This is a genomic window from Novosphingobium sp. BL-S-19 (assembly GCF_055521675.1).
This window is the reverse complement of the sequence record NZ_CM145497.1, coordinates 292472-311963: the sequence shown is the minus strand read 5'-3', so window position 1 is coordinate 311963 and position 19492 is coordinate 292472. Positions and strand designations below refer to the sequence as shown.

Here is a 19492-nt window from a genome sequence, read left to right as displayed (position 1 = left end):
TGCGGCATCGTCGTCTCCTATCGCGCGGCCAGATTGGCGCGCCAGGGCATCAGCAGTCTTTCCAGCAGGCGAACGAACAGGTCGGCCAACAGGCCGAGCACGGCGTAGATGAAGATGCAGACCAGGATCACGTCGACCTGCTGGTAGACTTGCGCCGTGTTGAGCAGATATCCGAGCCCGGCCTGTGCATTGATCTGCTCGGCCGCGATCAGCATCAGCAGCGAGACGCCGAGCGCAAAACGCAGGCCGGTGAGGATCGAGGGCAAGGCCAGCGGCAGGATAACCTCGCGGATCAGGCGCGGGCCTTTCAGACCGAACGTGCCGGCGGCCTCCACCACCTTGCGATCGACATTGCGCACGCCCGAATAGGTGTTGAGGTACATGGGGAACATCGTGGCCAGGCCGATCAGCAACAGCTTTGGCGTTTCGTCCACCCCGAACCAGACGATGAACAGCGGCACCAGCGCCAGCGGCGGGGCAGTGCGCATCATCTGCAGCGTCGCGTCGAACAGTTCCTCGCCCAGCCGCGTCAGCCCGGCGATCACGCCCAGCAGCAGACCCAGCGAGATGCCCAGCGCCGCCCCGGCCAGCGCGCGGGCGAGCGAGACGGCGATCTGGTGCGCCAGTTCCTGCTCGTGCCACAAATGCCCGACCGTGGCGACCAGCAGGCGGGGGGATGGCAGGACGGAGGCATCGACCAGCCCTGCGCCGGTCGCTCCCGCCCATGCGGCCAGAACCAGCAGCGGCCCGATCGCCCGGCGCGCCAGCGACAGGCGCCCCGGCTTGTCCTCGGCCTTGCGGACGACGGGGCGGACCAGCGGGCCGGGATCGAAGAAGGGGACGTTCATCGGCCATTCTCCACGGCGGCCACCAGCTTGTCGAAGCGGTGGTCGAACAGTTTCGATGCATCCACGCGTTGGCGGATCAGGCCGAACTTGTGAAAGAGGTCCGCCTCGCGCTGGTGGCCGGCGATAATCGATGCATCGATTTCGGTGTAGCCGGCCGGCATCCGGCGCAGGATTTGCCCGGCCAGCTGGGGCGTGACGTTGTAGGCCTTGGCGGAGAACTGCGCCGCCTTGTCCACGTTCTCCCGCTGCCATTTGGTCGAGCGCGCGGCGCGCTGCACGAAATCGGCGATCAGGGCGGCGCGTTTGGGATCGGCCAGCGCCGCCTCCGACGCGACGAGATAGCCGTAGCCCGGCGTCACCGGTTCGCCGCCATAGGCCAGCACGCGCAGCTTTCCGGCGTCGATCCCCTGCGTGAGCATCGGTTCGGCGGCGGTGAAGGCATCGACGGTGCCGCTGTCCAGCACCGCCGTGCTGATCCCGGAAAGGCGGACCGGCGTGATGTCCTTGAACGTCAGCCCTGCCTGATCCAGCAACCGCGCGACAAGGTATTGCGATATCGTGCCGGGGGCATAGCCGATCCGCTTGCCCTTGAGGTCCGCCACCGAATGGATCGGCGCATCCGGCTTCACCACCAGCGCGATGTTGGATGTGCCGGGCTTCAGCCCCTTGCTGACGGCGACCACCCTGACCGGGCTGCCCGCCGCCTGCGCGAAGACCATCGGCGTTTCCGCCATCCAGCCCAGATCCACCGATCCCCCGGTCTCCGCCGCGATGACGGAAGGGCCGCCAAGGAAGTTGGACCACTGGATGCGATAGTTCCCGGGCTGGCCTTCGCCGGCGGCGTTCACCGCCGATTGCAGCGTATGAAGCTGGTCCGCGACGCGCAGGACGGGCTCTGCGTCCTGCTTGGCCGATGGCTGGCAGGCGGCCAGCAGGGCGGCGGAAGCAAGAGCCGGAAGGATACGACTTGGGCTGGTCACGAAAGCGGCGCCTCTCTTGTCTAGGGGATAAAGGCGGTGGGAAGGATCAGCCCTGCGGCCCGTCACGCCCCGGCTGAGCGCGCTGCGGGCGATCGCCCTTGGCGACGATGCGCACCAATTGGCGCTGGGCCTGGCCGTAATCCGCGACGCCGTAGTGCTGGACGGATCGGTTGTCCCAGATCGCCAGCGATCCGGGCTGCCATTTGAACCGCACGATGTTTTCGGGGCGATAGAACTGGTGCGTCAGATAGCGCAGCAGTTCCTTGCTCTCATCCTCCGGCAAGCCGACCACTTCCTTGGTGAAACCCTCGTTGACGTAGAGGACCTTGCGGCCATTGAAGGGATGGGTGATCACCACCGGATGGGCAACGCCGCTATATTCCGCCAGGTAATCGGCCAGTTCCTTCTCATCATCGATAAGCTGGTAGGCCTTGCCGTTGGGGCGGTGGATCGCATCCAGTCCGGCGATCTTGTCCTTCACCTCTTGCGGCAGGGCTTCATAGGCGGAAATGCCGCTGGAAAAGGCCGTGTCGCCGCCCAGTTCGGGCGCGATCACGCTGCGCAGGATGGAAACCTGATAGGGCGTTTCCAGATAGGTGGCATCCGCGTGCCAGGGCGTTCCGTAATAGCCGTTGGCATAAGGGCCGGTGTTGAAGGGGACGATATCCTCATCCTTCACGCCGCGCCGGCGGGCGATGCTGTCTGCCACCGGCGGACCGAACACACGGCCGATTTCCGCCTGTTTGGCATCATCGATCCCGGTATCGCGGAAGAACAGCACCTGATGTTCCCACAAAAGGCCGCGCAACAGATCGGCCAGTTCCGTGGTAATCGGGCCGGTCAGGTCCAGCCCGCGGATCTCGGCGCCCAGATTGGCTTCCACGCGGTGGACCTCGAAAGAACCGATGGCGTTCTTGTCGGCGTTCTTGTCGGCAGGACGCGCTGCAAGGGTGGTGGCATTCATCGCACAATCTCCTCATCGTGCCACGGCACGGCAGTGTCCGCGGCATCGCAAATCACGGGATGGGAGTGCTGTCGTTGACGACCTGCACGACGGGGTTTCGCACCAGCGGCAAAACCGGGGGAGGCGGACGGGATCACGCGCTCCACATTCTCAACCATAACGGTGGACAATGTGCTGTCAACGGAAATCCTGCGACCGGCTTGGGCGAGGCTGCGGCATCGTCGTATCTGATGCACCGCTCGTCGATGGCGCCCACGCAACGCGGCGAAGCGGCGTTTTCCTGCGTTTTGCCATGGTGGTGGCGCTATTCTCAACCAGAATAGTTGATAAAAGGCGGGCGATGCGGATAGGTTTCAACCCATGAATCAATTACCCCCCAGGATCGAACCCGAAGAACAGCCGCCCGAAGACTTGCCCGTCGCCGTGGTCGGCGCGGGGTTCAGCGGAACGCTGCTGACCATCAACCTGATTCGTCAGGGCGTGCGGGTGGTGCTGATAGAGCGCAACCACACGCAGCTGGCCAAGGGCCTCGCCTTCGGCACCAAGGGGCCGGAGCACCTGCTCAACGTGCGTGCCGCCAATATGAGCGCCTTTCCAGACGATCAGGCCAATTTCCTGCGCTGGATCGGCCAGAGCGGCGAAGAGCAAGCCAATCGCTTCGTGCCGCGCCTGAGTTATGGCCTCTACTTGCGCGAACTGCTGATCAAGGCGCTGGCCGATGCCGGGCCGAAAGCGCAGATCGTCAGCGCCGAAGCACTCTCGGCCCGGTTCGGGGCGGGGCAGGTTACTGTCGAACTTGATGACGGCAGCGAGATCGTGGCCCGTTCGCTGGTTCTGGCGCTGGGCAATTTCCCGCCGACGCCGCATCCGGTGCTGGCCGCCTTGCCGGATGACCGGTGCTTTACCGATCCGTGGAATCCGCGCGCGGTCAGCGATGCCGGCGCGCTGGACCACGTCCTGCTGATCGGCACGGGGCTGACGGCGGCGGACATGATCCTTTCGCTCGACAAGGCAGGGTTCAAGGGCCGCATCACCGCGCTCTCGCGGCGCGGGTTGAAGCCGCACGCCCATGCGGAGACGGGGCCGGCGGTGGAGAACGTGCCGGCACCGGATGCGCGCGGTTCAGCGCTGGTGCGGCAGATCCGCGCGCGCGCCAAGGCGATCGGCTGGCGCGCGGCGGTGGACGAGCAGCGGCCGCATACGCAGAACCTCTGGCGCCGCCATGATACCGCCGCCCAGCGCCGTTTCCTGCGGCATCTGCGGCCCTATTGGGATGTTCACCGGCACCGACTGGCGCCCGACGTGGCGAAACGGCTGGCCGAGCTGGAGGCCGAAGGGCGGCTGGAATTCGCCGCCGGCAAGCTGGTGCGCACGGAAGCAGGCGGGCACGGCGTCACGGCGGACTATCGCCCGCGCGGCGAAGAGCGGCTGGTTCGGCTGGAAGTCTGCCGGATCATCAATTGCACGGGGCCGGAGGGCGATTTGCTGCGCAGCGGGCTGCCTTTGGTGAAGGATCTGCTGGCCCAGCGCCGCGTCCGGCCCGACGCGCACCGACTGGGGCTGGATGTCGATCATCTCGGCCGTGTGCGGGATGCGGAAGGGCGGCCGCAGGATACGCTGTTCGCGGTGGGCCCGGTCACCAAGGGCGAAGCGTGGGAGATCGTGGCGGTGCCCGACATTCGGCGGCAGGTCTGGAATCTCGCGCGCTATCTTGCGGACATGCACTGGGTCGGCGGCGAAGGGCTCTGACGATTGATGGGCTGTGCAGGGGGCCGCTTTCGCCGCCCCCTGCACGTCCGATCAGAAGTCCTTGCGCAGCAGAATGCCGGCGTACCGCTTGTCGTCACGCGGAACGTAGCGGACGATCCCGGCCAGCGTGCCGTTGGCGAGGTAGTTCGAATAGCTCTGGTTCGTGATGTTCTTCACGAACCCGCGCAGCTGCCAGTCACCCGTGGTGCCGATCAGCGCCACGCTCGCGTTCCAGATGTAATAACCCGGCTGGATGGTGCCCGGCGTCTCGGTCAGCTGGTACTGCGTGCGGCTCTTCAGCGTGATGTCCGACTGCACTTCCAGATCGAGCGCGTTCGACAGCGCGAAGCGATAGGCGGCGTTGCTGTAGAGCTTCCACTTCGGTGCGAAGGGCAGCACTTCGCCGTTGATGTTGCAGCTTGACGGCGCGCCTGCCGGGCAGATGAAGTTGATCACCTTGGCATCGGTGTAGGCGACCGAGGTATCGAGCGAGAGGCCGGGGATCGGACGCAGGCCGAAGTCGAACTCCACGCCCTTGGTCTGCACGGTGCCCGCATTGATCAGGCGGGTGACTTGCGCACCGCCGACCACGTCGTTGTAATTGGCCTGATAGTTGTGGAATTTGGTCGTATAGAGGGCCAGCGCGTAAGTGATCTTGCGATCGAGCGCCGATCCCTTGATGCCGCCTTCGAATGAGTCCGAGGTTTCCGGCTTCAGCGCAATTTCATCCAGCGGCGTCGTGGCATTCAGCGAACGCATGTTGAAATAGGCGTTGTAGGCCGGGCCCTTGTAGCCGCGCGAGTAGGTGAAATAGGCCTGATTGTTGGTCAGGAAGTCCGCCTGGATACCGCCGCGATAGGAATCGCCGCGCGTCGAGGTGGAACCGGCCGAATTGTGATAGGCGCGGATGCCCGCGACATCGAGGGCGGTCGAACCCGAATTCGTCGGGTCGTTGGTCGACGTGCGCACGTGGTAGTAGCTGAGATCGTCCCAGGTGGAGCGATAACCGGCGATGGCGCGCAGCCACGAGGTGAAATTGATGTTGGCTTCACCGAACACGGCATAGTTGTCGCTGGTGACGCCGTAGTTCGCCACGCCCGTCACCACGTTCTGCGCGCCAGAGATCAGGCGGGTAAGCGTGCGGGTATAGACCTCGTCCGTCTTGGCGTGGAGGTAGTAGGCGCCCACCACATAGTCGATGAACTTGCCCTTGGGCGAGGTGAGGCGCAGTTCCTGCGAGAACTGGTGGTTGTCGACGGTGCCGTAGTCGTCGCCCTGTGGGAAAGTGGCCGAAAGCTGCGACAGGGCATCGTAGTCCTGATGCTGGGCGTTCTTCCACTCGCGGTAGGCGGTGATCGAGGTGACGGTGTAGTCACCGATGCCCCATTCGGCGGTGAGCGATCCGCCGTAGTTCTTGTCCCGCACGTCAGTATCGAAATTGGTGCTGACCTGGCGATTTTCCGGCCCGGCGGTAATGCCCTGGCTCGTCAGGAACGCGGCGAGCGCCGGTGACGGGGTGACCACGCCGGTGGGATATGCGATCTGGCTGGTGCGGGCATAGACGCCGCTGGGCGTGGTGTCGTGCGAGTGCAGATAGTCGCCGGAAAGCGTCAGCTTCAGCGTGTCGGTAGGCTGCGCCTGGATCTTGCCGCGCACGCCGTAGCGCTCGTAGCCGTTCACTTCGTTGCCGGTGTAGACGTTGTGCACGTTGCCGTCATAGTTGGCGTAGAGGCCGTCGATCCGGGCCGAGATGCCCGGCGCGATGCCGCCGGTGACACCCGCCTTGATGCGGTATTCCTCGTCCGTCGTCGCGGTGCCTTCGGCATAGGCGTGGAACTGTTCGGACGGCGCGGCGGTGACGATGCTGATCACACCGGCAGAGGCGTTCTTGCCGAACAGCGTGCCCTGCGGGCCGCGCAGCACTTCGATGCGTTCCACTTCGCCCACGTCCAGCGTGGCCTGACCCGGGCGGGTGAGCACCACGCCGTCGAGCACGGTGGAGACCGAGGATTCGACGCCGGGAGAGGTGCTGATCGTGCCGACGCCGCGGATGAACACGGTGCGGTCCTTGTTCGACGCGCCATTGCGGAAATCGATCGAGGGGACGGTGTTGGAAAGGTCCTGCAGCGTGTGGATCGCGCGGTCGTTGAGCGACTGGCCGCTGACCGCGGTGATCGCGATCGGCACCTGCTGCAGCGATTCGTCGCGGTAGCGCGCGGTGACGACGATCTCACCCGGCTGCGGAGTGATGGCGCCGCCATCGGCGGCAGCCTCGTCGGCAAAAGCCGCCGCCGGGAAAAGGACCGCGGACGCGAGCAGAAGGGCACGAGCGGCGCGGAGAGGGGGCATGGTCATTGTGGTCTCCCTTGAACGGGGCGGACCATACTCAACCGTTTTGGTTGAGAAAGATAGTTTTCCTTTAGTCGCCCTATGCGGAAGCCGAAGTGAGCGGTTCGGCAACAATGATTTTGGGCATGGTGAGCTGGATCCACCCCAGCGCCAGCAGGTACGAGACGGAGGCGAAGGCGAAGAGCGGGCCGTAACCCAGCCCGGCGGCGAGCACGAGGCCCGCGATCTTGCTGATCGCGGTGCCGCCCAGATTGCCGCAGAACGCACCGAACCCGGTCACCCGGCCGACCTTGTGGCGCGGGGTGACGTCGGCGATCAGGCCGAACAGGTTGGTGGAAAAGCCCTGATGTCCGGCCAAGGTCAGCGCCATCAGCGCGACCGCCATCCCGTACTCCTGCGCATGGAGCGCCAGCGGCACCGGCACCACGCAGAGCGCGGAAATCAGCATCAGCGTCTTGCGCGTGCGGTTGGCGCTCCATCCCTTCGCCAGCAGGCGATTGGCGGCATAGCCGGACAGCAGCGATCCCGCCGCCGATCCGCAATAGGCCAGCGCCAGGGGCGGGCCGAGTTCGGTGCCCGAAAGGCCGAATTGCCGGTGGAAATAGTCCGGCATCCAGAACAGCATCAGCCACCAGGTCGCGTCCGACAGGACTTTGGCCAGCGCGATGGTCCAGGTGCGGCCCTCCTTCAGGAACAGCGTGTCGCCCGACAGCACGTTGCCGGGAACGGCCGGTTGGCGGTCGTCGAAGTCCACCCCGCGCGAGGCGGCAAGCCATGCCAGCACCCAGACCAGCCCGACCACACCGGCCAGCACGAAAGCCGCGCGCCAACCCCAGACGGCGGCGACGACCGGGATCGCCAGTGGCGCAAGGATGGCGCCGATGGAGTTCATCATGTTGGTCAGGCCGAAGCCCAGCGAGCGCAAGTTCGGGGGGAAGATCGTGGCGATGGTCTTCACGCCGGCCGGCGTGCCCATCGATTCCGTGGCGCCCAGCCCGATGCGGCAGAGAACGAACTGGCTGAAACTGCTGGCCCAGCCATGCGTCATCGCTGCCAGCGACCATGCCGCCACGCCTGCCGCATTGGCCCACTTCGCGCCCAGCCGGTCCACCAGCCAGCCCGCCGCCAGAAACCCGAAGGCGGCGCCGGCCTGAAACCATGCGGCCAGTGTGCCGTAATCGTCATCGGTCCAGCCGAGGTCGGCGGCGATCGTCGGCTTCAGCACCGAGATGATCTGGCGGTCGACCAGATTGAGCACGCCGGCGGTCAGCGCGAGCGTGAAGAGTAGCCAGCGGCGACGGGGAGAGAGGTTCATGCGCGGCTCGTTTCGGTCTGGGAGGAGTGGGGCATCATGGACCTTCTGTTCGGAGCCGGTTTCTTGCAGTCGGAGTCAGGCAGGACGCGAGATCGCTTTACCTACTTCGTCATCCCCGCGAAGGCGGGGATCCCGCTTGTTCTTCGATCCACAGCGCTGCGGCGCAAGAAAGCGGGGCCCCCGCCTTCGCGGGGGCGACGAGGTTTTGTGTGGTGGGCGATCGGTATCGGTATCGAAGTTCCCGATCCCAATCGCTCAAATCACAGAACCAGCGGGCCGTGATCGATCCGGGGCAGCACATGCCGTGCGAAGAGATCGGCCTCGGCAGCGTGGGGATAGCCGGAGAGGATGAAGGCATCGATCCCGGCCTCGCGATAGGCCTGAAGCTTGGCCAGCACCTGATCCGGATCGCCGACGATCGCCGCGCCGCAGCCCGATCGGGCACGGCCGATGCCGGTCCACAGGTTGTCCTCGGCATAGCCGTCGTCGCTGGCGGTTTCGCGCAGTGCCGCCTGCGCCTGCACGCCGACCGACTGGGAATCGAGCGAACGCGCGCGGATCGCCGCGCCTTCTGCCGCGTCGAGGCGGGAGAGCAGGCGGTCAGCGGCAAGCCGTGCATCTGCTTCGGTCTCACGCACGATCACGTGCACGCGGTAGCCGAAGCGCAGCGTGCGGCCGTACTTCGCGGCGCGGGCGCGCATGTCGGCGATGGTTTCCTTCACCGCCTCCATCCGGTCCGGCCACATCAGGTAGACGTCGCAGCCCTTGGCGGCGACTTCGCGGGCGGGTTCCGAAAGGCCGCCGAAGTAGAGCGGCGGGCACTTCGAACCCGGCGCGATCATGCGCGGCGCGTCCAGCTTCAGGTTCCAGAAACGGCCCTGATGGTCGAGCGACTGGCCCGACAGCAAGGTGCGCAGGATCTCGATGGCTTCGGTCGTACGCTCGTACCGGGCGCCGCCGTCGAGGGTTTCGCCCGGCATCTCGCTGGAGATGATGTTGATGTTCAGGCGCCCCCCGCCTTTTTGACCGCCTAAAATCTGATTGATCGTCGCGATCTGGCGGGCAAGCTGCGCGGGCCACATCTCGCCGATGCGCACCGCCATCAGCAGCTTGATACGGCGGACCTGCGTGGCGATGGCGGCGGCGAAGGCGGTCGTATCGATGCCCAGCGCATAGCCGGAAGGCAGCAGCACATTGTCGAAACCGCCTTCCTCGGCAGCCGTGACGATATTGCGGCAATGCTCCCAGCTGGAGCGCAGCATCGGGTCCGGCTGGCCGAGGAACTCGTAGTCATCGTCGCAGAGCGCCGAAAACCAGCTGACTTCGCAGGGGTTGAGCGCCGTCACGGCAGGCGTGCTCCCATCGAAGCTTCCAGCACGGCGTACCATTCGGAAGCCGTCCACTCGACCTTCAGCGCGTCGCGCGAGGCCAGGATGCGCTCCGGATTCTGCGAGCCGACGATGGGGATCGCGCGCGAAGGATGCGCCATCACCCAGGAGAGCGCGGCGGCGGCGGCATCGGTGCCGAAACGCTCACCCTGCGCGGCCAGCAGCTTGGCGACCGGCTCTTCCGAGCCCGAGGCCAGACGGCCACCGCCCAGCGGCGACCACGCCAGCACGGCCACGTCATGCGCCATCGCCTGATCCAGCGTGCCGTCATAGAGCGGCGCATAGCGCGCGGCCGAGAATTCGGGCTGGGTGGAGACGATGGGGAAGGGCAGGAACGCCTGCAGCGCGTCGAATTCGGCGGGGCTGTAGTTGGAGACGCCGATGGACTTCACCTTGCCGCTCTCGACCATGGCGGCCAGGGTTTCGGCCACGTCACGCGGGTGGGCCAGGAAGTCGCGGCGGTGAATCTGGTAGAGTTCGACCGAGGGCAGGCCAAGGCGTTCGAGCGAGGCATCGAGGGCCTTGTTCAGATAGGCCGGGCTCGAATCGTAGGGCACGCCCAGCACGATGCCGCCCTTGGTGGCGATCACCATCCGCTCGCGCAGGTCCGGACGGGCGGCGAGGGCCTTGCCCAGCAGCAGCTCCGCCCCGCCGAAGCCCAGCGCCGCGTCGCAGCCGTAGATGTCGGCGGTGTCGAACAGCGTGATGCCGGCTTCCAGCGCCGCCTCGATACGCGCAACGATTGCGCCGATATCGTCGTTGCCATCTTCACGGGCGAGCCGCCACATGCCCCAGGCAATCGGAAAAACGGAAATTCCACTCTTGCCGAGCGGGACGGATTGGGTCGATAGGGGGAGGGTCATATTCTCAACCAATATAATAGAGATTGCCGAAATGATAGACGCTTTGCGGTACGGGATCGTCGGTACCGGCATGATGGGTGTGGAGCACATCCACAACATCAAAATCCTTGAGGGCGCTGAAGTTGTAGCCATAGCGGATCCTGAGCCGACTTCGCTCAGCTGGGCCAAGGACGCGCTGGGGGCGGCAGCGGAAGGCGTGGCTGAATATGCCGACAGCGCCAGCATGATCGCCAATGCCGGGCTCGACGCCGTCGTCGTCGTCTCGCCCAACTTCACGCACCGCGCGGTGCTGGAGCCGTTGCTGGACAGCGATGTGGCGATCCTTTGCGAAAAGCCGCTCTGCACCACGATGGAAGACGCGCGCTGGGTGGTGGAGCGCACCGAAGCCCGCAAGGCGCCGTTCTGGACCGGCATGGAGTATCGCTTCATGCCGCCCGCCAAGGCCTTCATCGACGAGATCCACGGCGGCAAAGTCGGCCGCCTGCACATGCTCTCCATTCGTGAGCATCGCTTTCCGTTCCTCGTCAAGGTTCGCGACTGGAACCGCTTCTCCGCCAATACCGGCGGCACCATGGTGGAGAAGTGCTGCCACTTCTTCGACCTGATGCGGCTGATCACCCGGTCCGAGCCGGTGCGCGTCTACTGCTCGGGCGCGATGGACGTGAATCACATCGATGAGCGCTATGACGGCCGCCAGCCCGACATCATCGACAACAGCTTCACCACCGTCGATTTCGCGGACGGCACCCGCGCGCTGCTGGACCTTTGCATGTTCGCCGAGGGCGCCGAGCATCAGGAGGAAATGAGCGCGACCGGCGACAAGGGCCGTCTGGACGTGCTGATCCCGCCGGGCGATCTGGTCTGGTCTCCACGCGTGCCATGGCCCGGTCCGAAGGCGGTCGAGCGTTGGCATGTCGCCGTGGACGAGGCGGCGATGGATGCCGGTTCGCACCACGGCGCGACGTTCTACCAGCACGAAGCCTTTGCCCGCGCCGTGCGCGGTGAGGGCGAAGTGCAGGTTACCGCGCGAGACGGGTTGATGGCCGTTGCCATCGGTGCCGCTGCCGAACTCAGCGCGCGTGAGAAGCGCGTGGTCGAGATGGCGGAACTGCTCGGCGGCTGAAACGCCTTCAGGTCGGGCAAAACGGCACAGAGATCAGTCTGAAACGCGCCGGGAAGGTTCATTTCCCGGCGCGTTTTTGCGTCTGCTTCGGCGACATCGAATGTTGCCGCGAATTTGCGCTTCTCATATCCCCCCAGGGGGGATAATGGAGCGGCATGTTCGATCTCCCCCAACTCATCACGCAAGTGGGCGACCCCATCGGTTCGGGCGCCTGGCTGTTCATCCCCAGCGCCATTCTGCTCGGCGCACTTCACGGGCTTGAGCCCGGCCATTCCAAGACGATGATGGCGGCCTTCATCATCGCGGTGAAAGGCACCGTGCGGCAGGCGGTGCTGCTGGGCCTTGCCGCCACGCTTTCGCACACGATGGTCGTCTGGGCGGTGGCGCTTGGGGGGATGTGGCTGTTCGGCGGCCCGCGCGCCGAGGATACCGAACCGTGGTTCCAGCTTGCTTCCGGCGTGATCATCGTCGGCATGGCGATCTGGATGCTGTGGCGCGCGCGGCGGGAGCAGATCGCGGCCGAACGCTATCATGCGGGGCACGCGCACGATCACCATCATGGACATGACCATGGGCATCACCACCACCATCACGGCGATCACGGCCACCACCATCACCACCACGAGCCCACCGAAGCGGAAATCCACGAGCTGGAACTGGCCACCGGCGGCTATGTCGATGCGCACGAGGCGGCCCATGCCGAGGATATCCGCCGCCGCTTCGCCAATGCGCGGGTGACGACCGGGCAGATCGTGCTGTTCGGCCTGACCGGCGGGCTGATCCCGTGCCCCGGCGCGATCACCGTGCTGATGCTGTGCCTTCAGCTCAAGCGATTGGCGCTGGGGGCGACGCTGGTGGTGGCGTTCTCCGTGGGGCTTGCCCTCACCATGGTCGCCTCCGGCGTGCTGGCCGCGCTCAGCCTGCGCCATGTCGAAAAGCGCTGGACCGGCTTTGGTGAGGCCATTCGCAAGGCGCCTTACATTTCAGGCCTCGTTATCCTGGGCGTCGGGCTCTATGTGGCGCTGTCGGCATGGCAGCACCTGCCGTGAGGTAGCACGCGAATAGAAGGGCGATCGATGAGTCACGCCAGCGACAAGGCCATGGTCAATCGGTTGAAGCGCGCCAACGGGCACCTCGCCAAGATCGCCTCCATGGTCGAGGAAAACCGCAGCGCGCTGGAGATCGCCCAGCAATTGCAGGCCGTGATCGCCGCGCTGACCAAGGCGCGCGGCGCGCTGGTGGCCCACCATATCGAGCATCACCTTGAAGAGGCCGTGGGCGAACTGACGCCGGAGACGCGCGAAACGCTGGTCCGGCTATCGGAGATCGCCCGGTATCTGTAGGGCGGGCGGACAAATTCGGACAGTCAGCAAGCGCCCCTTGTCGGACATCGGCATATCCCAAGTTGGGAACACTCTTGGCGGGTACGGGAAGCAATCGTATTGTTTTGTCTGTGGAATTCGGGGGGCTGTTGAACTTGTCAGAAATTCTGTTTCCATTTGTCTGGATCGGTGGCTGGGTCGCAGCGTCTGTTTGGTTCCGACGCGCCAATGGCCGGTACATCATTCCACAGAGGCCGACGAATGCGGATTTTCTGGAGGATTGGTGCTCCGGTCGGTCACTCCGGAATTACCTTACTCGCGTTGGCGGCGCTCGCAATTGCCTACTGGTATACGTATCGGACGGGCAGCTTGTTGTAACGCCACGCTTTCCGTTCACACTCTTGTTCCTGCCTGAACTCTTCGGACTGGACATTCGGGTCTCCACTGCCTCCATTGCCAGTGTTGAACCCGTGCGGCGATTATGGAGCCGCATGTTGCGAGTTTCATTCGAATCCGCCGCTCTGGCACCGATTGAGTTGAAACTACACGATGAGCGTCGCTTTTTAGATAGTCTGGGCCGTCAAGCACAAGTTGGGGTTGGGAGAGCCATTACGGCTCCGCTCAAGCCGCGACGCAGTTTCAGGCTCATCTTCTCCCGTTTGTTTATGGCGGTCTGGGGCACGGGCGCTCTCACAGCAGCGCTTTCTGGCCTGCCTGATGACTATCGCTTCCGACGTGATGGTGTTGAGACAGTCGGTGTATTCGACAGCCATACGGGGGTACTCGGGGATAGGAATGACAGGGGCGTGTTGTCATATTCGGTACGCGGCAACCGCTTTCACCTCACATCTATCCAAGGGAATGGCGTCTACGAGGTAGGTGGCACTGCTAAGCTATTTTACATGCCAGATAAGCCAGAGGACGCGCGAGAAGCAGCGTATCTACCATTCAACTTAATGTGGTTGCTTCTTGGTATCGTAGCCCTCACGCTTTCGATCTTGGGCGGATGGATCGCAAGGCGAATCTGGCGCTGACGCTTCGCCTTCGGACGGCAATTCATCACCCAAAGCCGTCGTCCCCGCGCAGGCGGGGACCCCGCTTGTTCCTTCAGGCGTGAAGTCGTGGCACCAAGTAGCGGGGCCCCCGCCTTCGCGGGGGCGACGAGACATGGGAGAAACGTTGGACTGGCAACTTCCCACCCAAAGGCATGCTTCCAACCCGCTCAGGCTGAGCTTGTCGAAGCCCCTAGGCTGGGCGCTTCGGCTCCCCATCCTTCGACAAGCTCAACATGAGCGGAGCGGGTGGGGTGACGGCAGTCACCACCCCTCTCAGCCCGAACGACGTCGAATGTGTCCACGCCGCCTGTTCACTGCTTGGGATGGATTTCCTTGATCCGGCTGCCCTTCAGGCTGATCCCGGCCATCAAACCCTTCTGGTCGAAGACGAAGGCGTAGACGGCCTTGTGCAGGTTGGCCGTGTCCAGCGAAGCTTCCGCGCCCTTGTCCACCAGCACCACGCTGCCGTCGGAGCCGGCATCCCAGGTCGTGCCGCTGGTGGTTTCGGCCATCTTCGCGTCGGTCATGAAGAACAGCGCATAGCCATAGCCCTGCGCGCCCGCCTGCAGCCCGATCGATGCACTGGAGGTGTTGAAGAACCGCGTCGGCTTGCCGCTGACCAGCAGCGCGCCGTCACCCGAGGAACCGGCGATCACCAGCCCGCCCTTGATGATGTTGGGGAAGACCATCACGCCCTTGGCCTGCTTGGCGACGGCGGCGGCCTTGGGATTGGCGGCAAGCAGAGTCTTCAGCGCGGCGCGGGACTTCGCCTCGATATCCGCCTTCGACGATGCGGCGTAGACTTGCGTGGGCATGGCGAGCGTCAGCAGGGCGGCGGCAATGCCGCCTACTGCCAGGCGGCGGGTAATGGGCTGATGATCGATCTTCATTGCACGACCTTTCCAAGCAAAGGGGAATGACATGTCATCTACGGTACGCCGCAATGCGCGGGGTGCCATCGGGGTAAACACCGAGATTTCGGGAAGTATCCCGGATGAAACCGCCGCGCGTTCGACCCTTCCCCGTGGCGTGAAGCTGGTGCATGCAGCGGGCATGTCCCAGCCTTCCGCAACCGGCGCATCAGGCGCACCCGGCCGCACCCGTCGCAACAAGAGCTTCGAGACCACCCACCAGACGATGATCGAGGCGGCCGTCCGGCTGATTTCGGAAAAAGGGGTGGAGGCGCTGTCGATCACCGCGCTGGCGCGGGCCGTGGGGCTGAACCGGGCGACCGTCTACTACCACTTCGCTGATCGCGAGGCGCTGCTGGAAGCCGTCAGCGCCTGGTCGTCCGCTCAGCTGGTGACGGGCTTCACCGCCGCGCGCCCGCAGCCGGAGCGGATCGATTTCATCGGCCGGTTCGTGCTGGAGAACCCCGACCTGATCAAGCTGTGGATCGAGAATTTCATCTCGCCCGGCGACATTCGCGATCACTATCCGAAGTGGGACGAATTCGTCTCCGCCACGGCGATGACTTTCGGTGATCGGGTCGGCGAAGAGGGCGTGGACGTCGAAGTCCACTGCACGATGATGCTGGTGGCGGCGATCATCGGCCCCCGCGTTTTCCGCGGAAGCGTGCGGCCCGAACTGGACGATGAGGCGGTGATCGAACGCTTCCGCAAGGAGCACCAGTGGATGCTGCGCCGCGACGGACTACTGCAGGGATAAAGTTTAGGCAACAGTGTTGAGAATCATCTCGCTCTCGGGGTAGAAGGATAAAAAACGAGAACCGAGAGGACTTGCCCATGACCGTGGCAGCAGCGCCGGAGGCAGCACTGGCCTATCAGCCCATCCCGGCTGACGATGTGGCCTGGCTGGGGACGCAGCCCGTTCCCGCCGCGCCCTATTACGATCCCCACTATTTCGAGCTGGAGCGCAAGGCGGTGTTCCTGCGCAGCTGGATCCATGTCGGCCATGTCTGCGAATTGCCCGAACCCGGCAGTTTCGTGCGGCGCGAACTGGAATTCGCCAAGGCCTCGCTGCTGATCGTGCGCGGACGGGACGGGGCGATCCGCGCCTTCCACAATGTCTGCACCCATCGCGGCACCCAGCTGGTTTCCGAAGCGGCGGGGCGGCGCACGAAGTTCAGCTGCCCCTATCACATGTGGACTTACGGCACCGACGGAGCCTTGCTGTCCGCCCCGGATTTCGAGGCGTTCCACGTGCCCAAGGCCGATTGCACGCTGCCGCAGGTGGCGATTGCCGAATGCGGCGGCATGCTGTTCGTGAACTTCGATCCTGACGCCGCGCCCTTGCGCGAATGGCTGGGCGACTATGCGCAGCGGCTGGAGGGGATGCCCGTCGCCCGTGCCACCACGTTCAGCGAATACACATACGAGATCGACGCGAACTGGAAGCTGACTTACGACAATTTCCAGGAAAACTACCATCTGCGCTTCATTCACCCGCGATCGGGCGAGGCGGCGATCGGCGCCGACAACCAGTATGGCTATCCCGCCAGCGTGGGCTTTTGCGGCCCGCACCGCACCCAGCGCATCTGGTCCAACCCCGCGCCTGCGCTGAAGCCGTTCCAGCGGCAGGCGGCGATGAAGGGCATTCCCGCGCTGATGCGGCGGGGGCTGCTGGATCTGCCGCCTGGCCGCGACTATCTGGCGTTCTTTCCCAACCTTTTCGTGATCGGCACGCCTACGCAGCCGTTCTCTCACACCGTCTACCCGATCGCCGCCGGTCGTTCGCGCGGGGTGGTGCGGGTCTACTGGTCGGGCGAGGATGCCGACGCCAGCGAGACGTTCGCGCGCGAATATTCGCTGGGCCAGATCCGCGACATCCATGCCGAGGATATCGACATGATCGAACGCGGCCAGCGCGGGCTGGAGAGCGGGGCGCTGCGTCACATCCATTTCCAGCAGATGGAGGCGCTGTGCCGCCACTTGTTCAACGAAGTGGACGTCCGCGTGCGGGACTATGCGCGCGAAGTGGGAGAAGCGATATGAGCGGGCAGCTTCCCTCCGGCTTCGAGGCGCTGGAGCCATTTGTCGCGGTTTGGGCGCTGGCCACCACGGCAGAGCGCGCGGCGCGGCGTTCCGAGTCTTCGCCGGAGGATCGGCAGGCGTTTTTCGCGGCGGCTTCGCCCTTGCTCGATGCCGCGCTCGCCCTGCTGGATGGCAAGCCGCTGGCGGAGCTTGCGCCGGATGAGCGCCGGTTGATGGACCTGATGCTCTCGCTCGCCCACGTCGCGCTGGCGGTGGAGATTCAAGGGCCGGACGAGACCAGAAGCGCCCCTTGGCGCGACCGCCTGCGGATCACCCGGTCCGCAACCGATATTTCCGAACCAACAGGAGACGCCGCATGAAGACCCTTCAGGACAAGACCGTTTTCATCACCGGCGGCGGTGGCGGCATCGGCGGCGGCATGGCCCGCGCCTTTGCGGAACGCGGCGCGCGGATCGTGCTGGCGGACATCGATCAGGGCTTCGCGCAGGAGGAAGCCGCGCGGCTTCCCGCCGACGTGCAGGTGCTCACCCTGCCGCTCGACGTCCGCTCGCTGGAAAGCTGGCGGGCCGCGCGGGTGGAGGCAGAGGCGCGTTTCGGCACGGTGGACGTGTTGTGCAACAACGCGGGCATTTCCACCGGCTTCAAGCCGCTGCTGACCATCGCGCCCGAGGAGTTCGAGCGGGTGATGGCGATCAATGTGACCGGGGTCTACAATGGCGTGCTCACGTTCGCGCCGCAGATGGTGGCGGCGGGCAGCGGGCATATCGTCAATACCTCGTCGATGAACGGCCTCAGCCCCTTCGCCAGCTTTGCGGCCTATTCGGCCAGCAAGTTCGCGGTGCTGGGCCTGTCGGATTCGCTGCGCGACGAACTGGCGCCTGCCGGTGTCGGCGTCTCCACGCTGTTTCCGGGGCTGACGCGCAGCCGCATGTCGGAAGGCGATCTCTCGCGGATCAGCGCCGGCGACCCGGCACGCGCCGCCGCGATCGAGGCGAACATGATGGACCCGCTATGGCTGGGCCGCGCCGTCGTGCGCGCGGTGGAGAACGACGAGCCCTACATCGTCACCCACCCCGAATATCGCGATGCGCTGCGCGCGCGGCACGAGAAGATCATCGCCGCCTTCGGTGACCCCGCGCAGCCTGACTATCGCACCGGCGTCACCGCCACGCGGCAATAGCGATCCGGCGCCGAAAAATGGCCCGATCTCCAAATCGCGTCTGGATTGGGATGCTTGGGGCGGTTGCGGGCGGCGGCGGCGGGCAACAGACTTGCGGGCAAGAACGGGCGCATGGTCGATGCCAACCGGCGACGGCCGGCGCCTGAATGGGAGAGCATCGATGACACTGGCTGAAACGATCGTTTCCGGCGCGCGTGAGCGGTCGGGAAACACCACTTGGGACGACGCGGAAATCCGCGAGCCGCTGCGGATTCTGACCGAGGCGATCGAGGTTGAGGCGAACCTGACCGAGATGGGCCATGCGGTGTTTGCCCGCAATGCCACCGAATACCTTGCCAACCGCATGCGGGTGGAGGACTGGCTGGCACGTCATCCGGAGATCCTCGACGCACCGGTGGAGAAGCCCACTTTCGTCTTCGGCCTGCCGCGCACCGGCACGACGCTGACGATCAACCTGCTCAACGAAGACCCGGCGCGCCGCTGCTTCCTGCGGTGGGAGGCTTTCGCCTCGACCCCGCCGCCCACGCCCGAGGAGTTCCACGCCGGCCCGCGATACGAGGCGGCGCAGGCGCAGATCGACCATTCGCTGAAGGTGATGCCGCACATTTCCGCGATCCATCACGAGGATGGCGACAGCCCGTGCGAGTGCCAATTCTCGATGGCGCCCAGCTTCGTATCGCAAGTTTTCGATTCCCAGTACGCCATTCCCAGCTATCACCGCTGGTTCCTGGATAAGGCCGATTACCTGCCGGCGTTCCGCTACCAGAAGCGCCTGCTGCAACTGCTCCAGTCGCAGGCGCCGGGCCGCTGGACGCTGAAGAACCCGTGGCATCCGCTCTATCTGGACGCGCTGACCGAGGTCTATCCCGATGCCCGGCTGGTGATGACGCACCGCGATCCGGTGGAAGTGGTGGGCTCCGCCTGCAGCCTTGTCTGGAACGTGCGCCGCATGTTCAGCAACGATGTCGACCGCGCGGCCATCGGCCGCGACATGGTGGAGACGTTCGAGGTGATGATCGCCCGGCAGGATGATTTCCGCCAGCGCCATGGTCGCGACGCGATCCACGATGTGCTTTACACAGAGCAACTTCGCGATCCGCTGGGCGCGATGCGCCGGCTCTACGCGCATTTCGGCGAGGAACTGAGCGACGTCGCCGCCGCGAACATGCAGCACTATCTGGACGCCAAGCCGAAGGACCGTTTCGGCAAGCACAGCTACGATCTGGCCGATTATGGTCTGACCGCCGGCGAAATCCGCGAACGCTTCGCCGGCTACTGCGCCGATTTCGACGTGGCGATGAGCGCGGCCTGACGAGGGCGGACGCCAATCCAGCGACGGTTTACGCGGCCCTGGATTGCTTCTCCCGCTTCGCGGGCTCGCAATGACGAGAGTGGGGTGGGG

General features: G+C 65.0%; 17 protein-coding genes. 9 read left to right on the top strand and 8 right to left on the bottom strand.

Going from position 1 to position 19492, the window contains the following annotated elements:
- Positions 1 to 17: 17 nt before the first annotated feature.
- Genes ACZ1JV_RS01395 through ACZ1JV_RS01385 form a run of 3 tightly spaced genes read right to left on the bottom strand, consistent with a single transcriptional unit; the run spans position 18 to position 2792 of the window.
- A complete protein-coding gene (locus ACZ1JV_RS01395) occupies positions 18 to 848 on the bottom strand; it encodes an ABC transporter permease subunit (RefSeq protein ID WP_465149295.1) in 831 nt (276 codons plus the stop codon).
- Complete coding sequence (locus ACZ1JV_RS01390; RefSeq protein WP_465149294.1) at positions 845 to 1828, bottom strand: ABC transporter substrate-binding protein; 984 nt, start codon at positions 1826 to 1828, stop codon at positions 845 to 847. The genes ACZ1JV_RS01395 and ACZ1JV_RS01390 overlap by 4 nt, the downstream gene beginning before the upstream one ends.
- Positions 1829 to 1874: 46 nt before the next feature.
- Positions 1875 to 2792 carry a TauD/TfdA dioxygenase family protein gene (locus tag ACZ1JV_RS01385; protein WP_465149293.1) on the bottom strand — a complete coding sequence of 306 codons (918 nt, stop codon included), beginning with the start codon at positions 2790 to 2792 and terminating at the stop codon, positions 1875 to 1877.
- A 360-nt stretch (positions 2793 to 3152) separates the two neighbouring features.
- Between ACZ1JV_RS01385 and ACZ1JV_RS01380 the strand changes: the two genes are divergently transcribed.
- Positions 3153 to 4541, top strand: a complete 1389-nt coding sequence (locus ACZ1JV_RS01380; RefSeq protein WP_465149292.1) for an FAD/NAD(P)-binding protein — start codon at positions 3153 to 3155, stop codon at positions 4539 to 4541.
- 51 nt (positions 4542 to 4592) lie between these two features.
- On the opposite strand, the gene ACZ1JV_RS01375 is transcribed toward ACZ1JV_RS01380, so the two are convergent.
- The 4 genes from ACZ1JV_RS01375 to ACZ1JV_RS01360 all read right to left on the bottom strand — a co-directional run bounded on the left by ACZ1JV_RS01375 (position 4593) and on the right by ACZ1JV_RS01360 (position 10456).
- Complete coding sequence (locus ACZ1JV_RS01375; protein ID WP_465149291.1) at positions 4593 to 6896, bottom strand: TonB-dependent receptor; 2304 nt, start codon at positions 6894 to 6896, stop codon at positions 4593 to 4595.
- A gap of 73 nt (positions 6897 to 6969) precedes the next feature.
- Positions 6970 to 8205: an MFS transporter gene (locus ACZ1JV_RS01370; RefSeq protein WP_465149290.1), complete on the bottom strand. Its 1236-nt coding sequence runs from the start codon at positions 8203 to 8205 to the stop codon at positions 6970 to 6972.
- 260 nt (positions 8206 to 8465) lie between these two features.
- Positions 8466 to 9551: an LLM class flavin-dependent oxidoreductase gene (locus ACZ1JV_RS01365; RefSeq protein WP_465149289.1), complete on the bottom strand. Its 1086-nt coding sequence runs from the start codon at positions 9549 to 9551 to the stop codon at positions 8466 to 8468.
- A complete protein-coding gene (locus ACZ1JV_RS01360; RefSeq protein WP_465149288.1) occupies positions 9548 to 10456 on the bottom strand; it encodes an aldo/keto reductase in 909 nt (302 codons plus the stop codon). The genes ACZ1JV_RS01365 and ACZ1JV_RS01360 overlap by 4 nt, the downstream gene beginning before the upstream one ends.
- A gap of 31 nt (positions 10457 to 10487) precedes the next feature.
- On the opposite strand from ACZ1JV_RS01360, the gene ACZ1JV_RS01355 reads away from it, so the two are divergent.
- The 3 genes from ACZ1JV_RS01355 (at position 10488) to ACZ1JV_RS01345 (ending at position 12922) form a co-directional block, all read left to right on the top strand.
- Complete coding sequence (locus ACZ1JV_RS01355) at positions 10488 to 11579, top strand: Gfo/Idh/MocA family protein (protein WP_465149287.1); 1092 nt, start codon at positions 10488 to 10490, stop codon at positions 11577 to 11579.
- 155 nt (positions 11580 to 11734) lie between these two features.
- On the top strand, positions 11735 to 12628 hold the full coding sequence (locus ACZ1JV_RS01350) for a nickel/cobalt efflux transporter (protein WP_465149286.1): 894 nt from the start codon (positions 11735 to 11737) through the stop codon (positions 12626 to 12628).
- A 27-nt stretch (positions 12629 to 12655) separates the two neighbouring features.
- A complete protein-coding gene (locus ACZ1JV_RS01345) occupies positions 12656 to 12922 on the top strand; it encodes a metal-sensing transcriptional repressor (RefSeq protein WP_465149285.1) in 267 nt (88 codons plus the stop codon).
- A 1345-nt stretch (positions 12923 to 14267) separates the two neighbouring features.
- Here the strand turns inward: ACZ1JV_RS01345 and ACZ1JV_RS01340 are convergent.
- Complete coding sequence (locus tag ACZ1JV_RS01340; protein WP_465149284.1) at positions 14268 to 14846, bottom strand: lipid-binding SYLF domain-containing protein; 579 nt, start codon at positions 14844 to 14846, stop codon at positions 14268 to 14270.
- A 31-nt stretch (positions 14847 to 14877) separates the two neighbouring features.
- Between ACZ1JV_RS01340 and ACZ1JV_RS01335 the strand changes: the two genes are divergently transcribed.
- The 5 genes from ACZ1JV_RS01335 (at position 14878) to ACZ1JV_RS01315 (ending at position 19402) form a co-directional block, all read left to right on the top strand.
- Positions 14878 to 15624, top strand: coding sequence for a TetR/AcrR family transcriptional regulator (locus ACZ1JV_RS01335; RefSeq protein WP_465149283.1), 747 nt, complete (start codon positions 14878 to 14880; stop codon positions 15622 to 15624).
- Between the two features lie 77 nt (positions 15625 to 15701).
- Positions 15702 to 16910 (top strand): aromatic ring-hydroxylating oxygenase subunit alpha, encoded by a 1209-nt coding sequence (locus ACZ1JV_RS01330; protein WP_465149282.1) that lies wholly within the window; start codon positions 15702 to 15704, stop codon positions 16908 to 16910.
- Positions 16907 to 17269, top strand: coding sequence for a hypothetical protein (locus ACZ1JV_RS01325; protein ID WP_465149281.1), 363 nt, complete (start codon positions 16907 to 16909; stop codon positions 17267 to 17269). Before ACZ1JV_RS01330 ends, ACZ1JV_RS01325 begins: the two co-directional genes overlap by 4 nt.
- Positions 17266 to 18090, top strand: coding sequence for an SDR family oxidoreductase (locus ACZ1JV_RS01320; RefSeq protein WP_465149280.1), 825 nt, complete (start codon positions 17266 to 17268; stop codon positions 18088 to 18090). Before ACZ1JV_RS01325 ends, ACZ1JV_RS01320 begins: the two co-directional genes overlap by 4 nt.
- Before the next feature lie 160 nt (positions 18091 to 18250).
- Positions 18251 to 19402, top strand: a complete 1152-nt coding sequence (locus tag ACZ1JV_RS01315) for a sulfotransferase family protein (protein WP_465149279.1) — start codon at positions 18251 to 18253, stop codon at positions 19400 to 19402.
- The last annotated feature ends 90 nt before the right edge of the window (positions 19403 to 19492 follow it).

What these genes read in the sequence shown, in the direction of transcription:
- ACZ1JV_RS01395 (WP_465149295.1), bottom strand. Translation starts at nt 848, where the DNA reads ATGAACGTCCCCTTCTTCGATCCCGGCCCGCTGGTCCGCCCCGTCGTC.
- ACZ1JV_RS01385 (WP_465149293.1), bottom strand. Translation starts at nt 2,792, where the DNA reads ATGAATGCCACCACCCTTGCAGCGCGTCCTGCCGACAAGAACGCCGAC.
- ACZ1JV_RS01380 (WP_465149292.1), top strand. Translation starts at nt 3,153, where the DNA reads ATGAATCAATTACCCCCCAGGATCGAACCCGAAGAACAGCCGCCCGAA.
- ACZ1JV_RS01375 (WP_465149291.1), bottom strand. Translation starts at nt 6,896, where the DNA reads ATGACCATGCCCCCTCTCCGCGCCGCTCGTGCCCTTCTGCTCGCGTCC.
- ACZ1JV_RS01370 (WP_465149290.1), bottom strand. Translation starts at nt 8,205, where the DNA reads ATGAACCTCTCTCCCCGTCGCCGCTGGCTACTCTTCACGCTCGCGCTG.
- ACZ1JV_RS01360 (WP_465149288.1), bottom strand. Translation starts at nt 10,456, where the DNA reads ATGACCCTCCCCCTATCGACCCAATCCGTCCCGCTCGGCAAGAGTGGA.
- ACZ1JV_RS01355 (WP_465149287.1), top strand. Translation starts at nt 10,488, where the DNA reads ATGATAGACGCTTTGCGGTACGGGATCGTCGGTACCGGCATGATGGGT.
- ACZ1JV_RS01350 (WP_465149286.1), top strand. Translation starts at nt 11,735, where the DNA reads ATGTTCGATCTCCCCCAACTCATCACGCAAGTGGGCGACCCCATCGGT.
- ACZ1JV_RS01345 (WP_465149285.1), top strand. Translation starts at nt 12,656, where the DNA reads ATGAGTCACGCCAGCGACAAGGCCATGGTCAATCGGTTGAAGCGCGCC.
- ACZ1JV_RS01340 (WP_465149284.1), bottom strand. Translation starts at nt 14,846, where the DNA reads ATGAAGATCGATCATCAGCCCATTACCCGCCGCCTGGCAGTAGGCGGC.
- ACZ1JV_RS01335 (WP_465149283.1), top strand. Translation starts at nt 14,878, where the DNA reads ATGTCATCTACGGTACGCCGCAATGCGCGGGGTGCCATCGGGGTAAAC.
- ACZ1JV_RS01330 (WP_465149282.1), top strand. Translation starts at nt 15,702, where the DNA reads ATGACCGTGGCAGCAGCGCCGGAGGCAGCACTGGCCTATCAGCCCATC.
- ACZ1JV_RS01325 (WP_465149281.1), top strand. Translation starts at nt 16,907, where the DNA reads ATGAGCGGGCAGCTTCCCTCCGGCTTCGAGGCGCTGGAGCCATTTGTC.
- ACZ1JV_RS01320 (WP_465149280.1), top strand. Translation starts at nt 17,266, where the DNA reads ATGAAGACCCTTCAGGACAAGACCGTTTTCATCACCGGCGGCGGTGGC.
- ACZ1JV_RS01315 (WP_465149279.1), top strand. Translation starts at nt 18,251, where the DNA reads ATGACACTGGCTGAAACGATCGTTTCCGGCGCGCGTGAGCGGTCGGGA.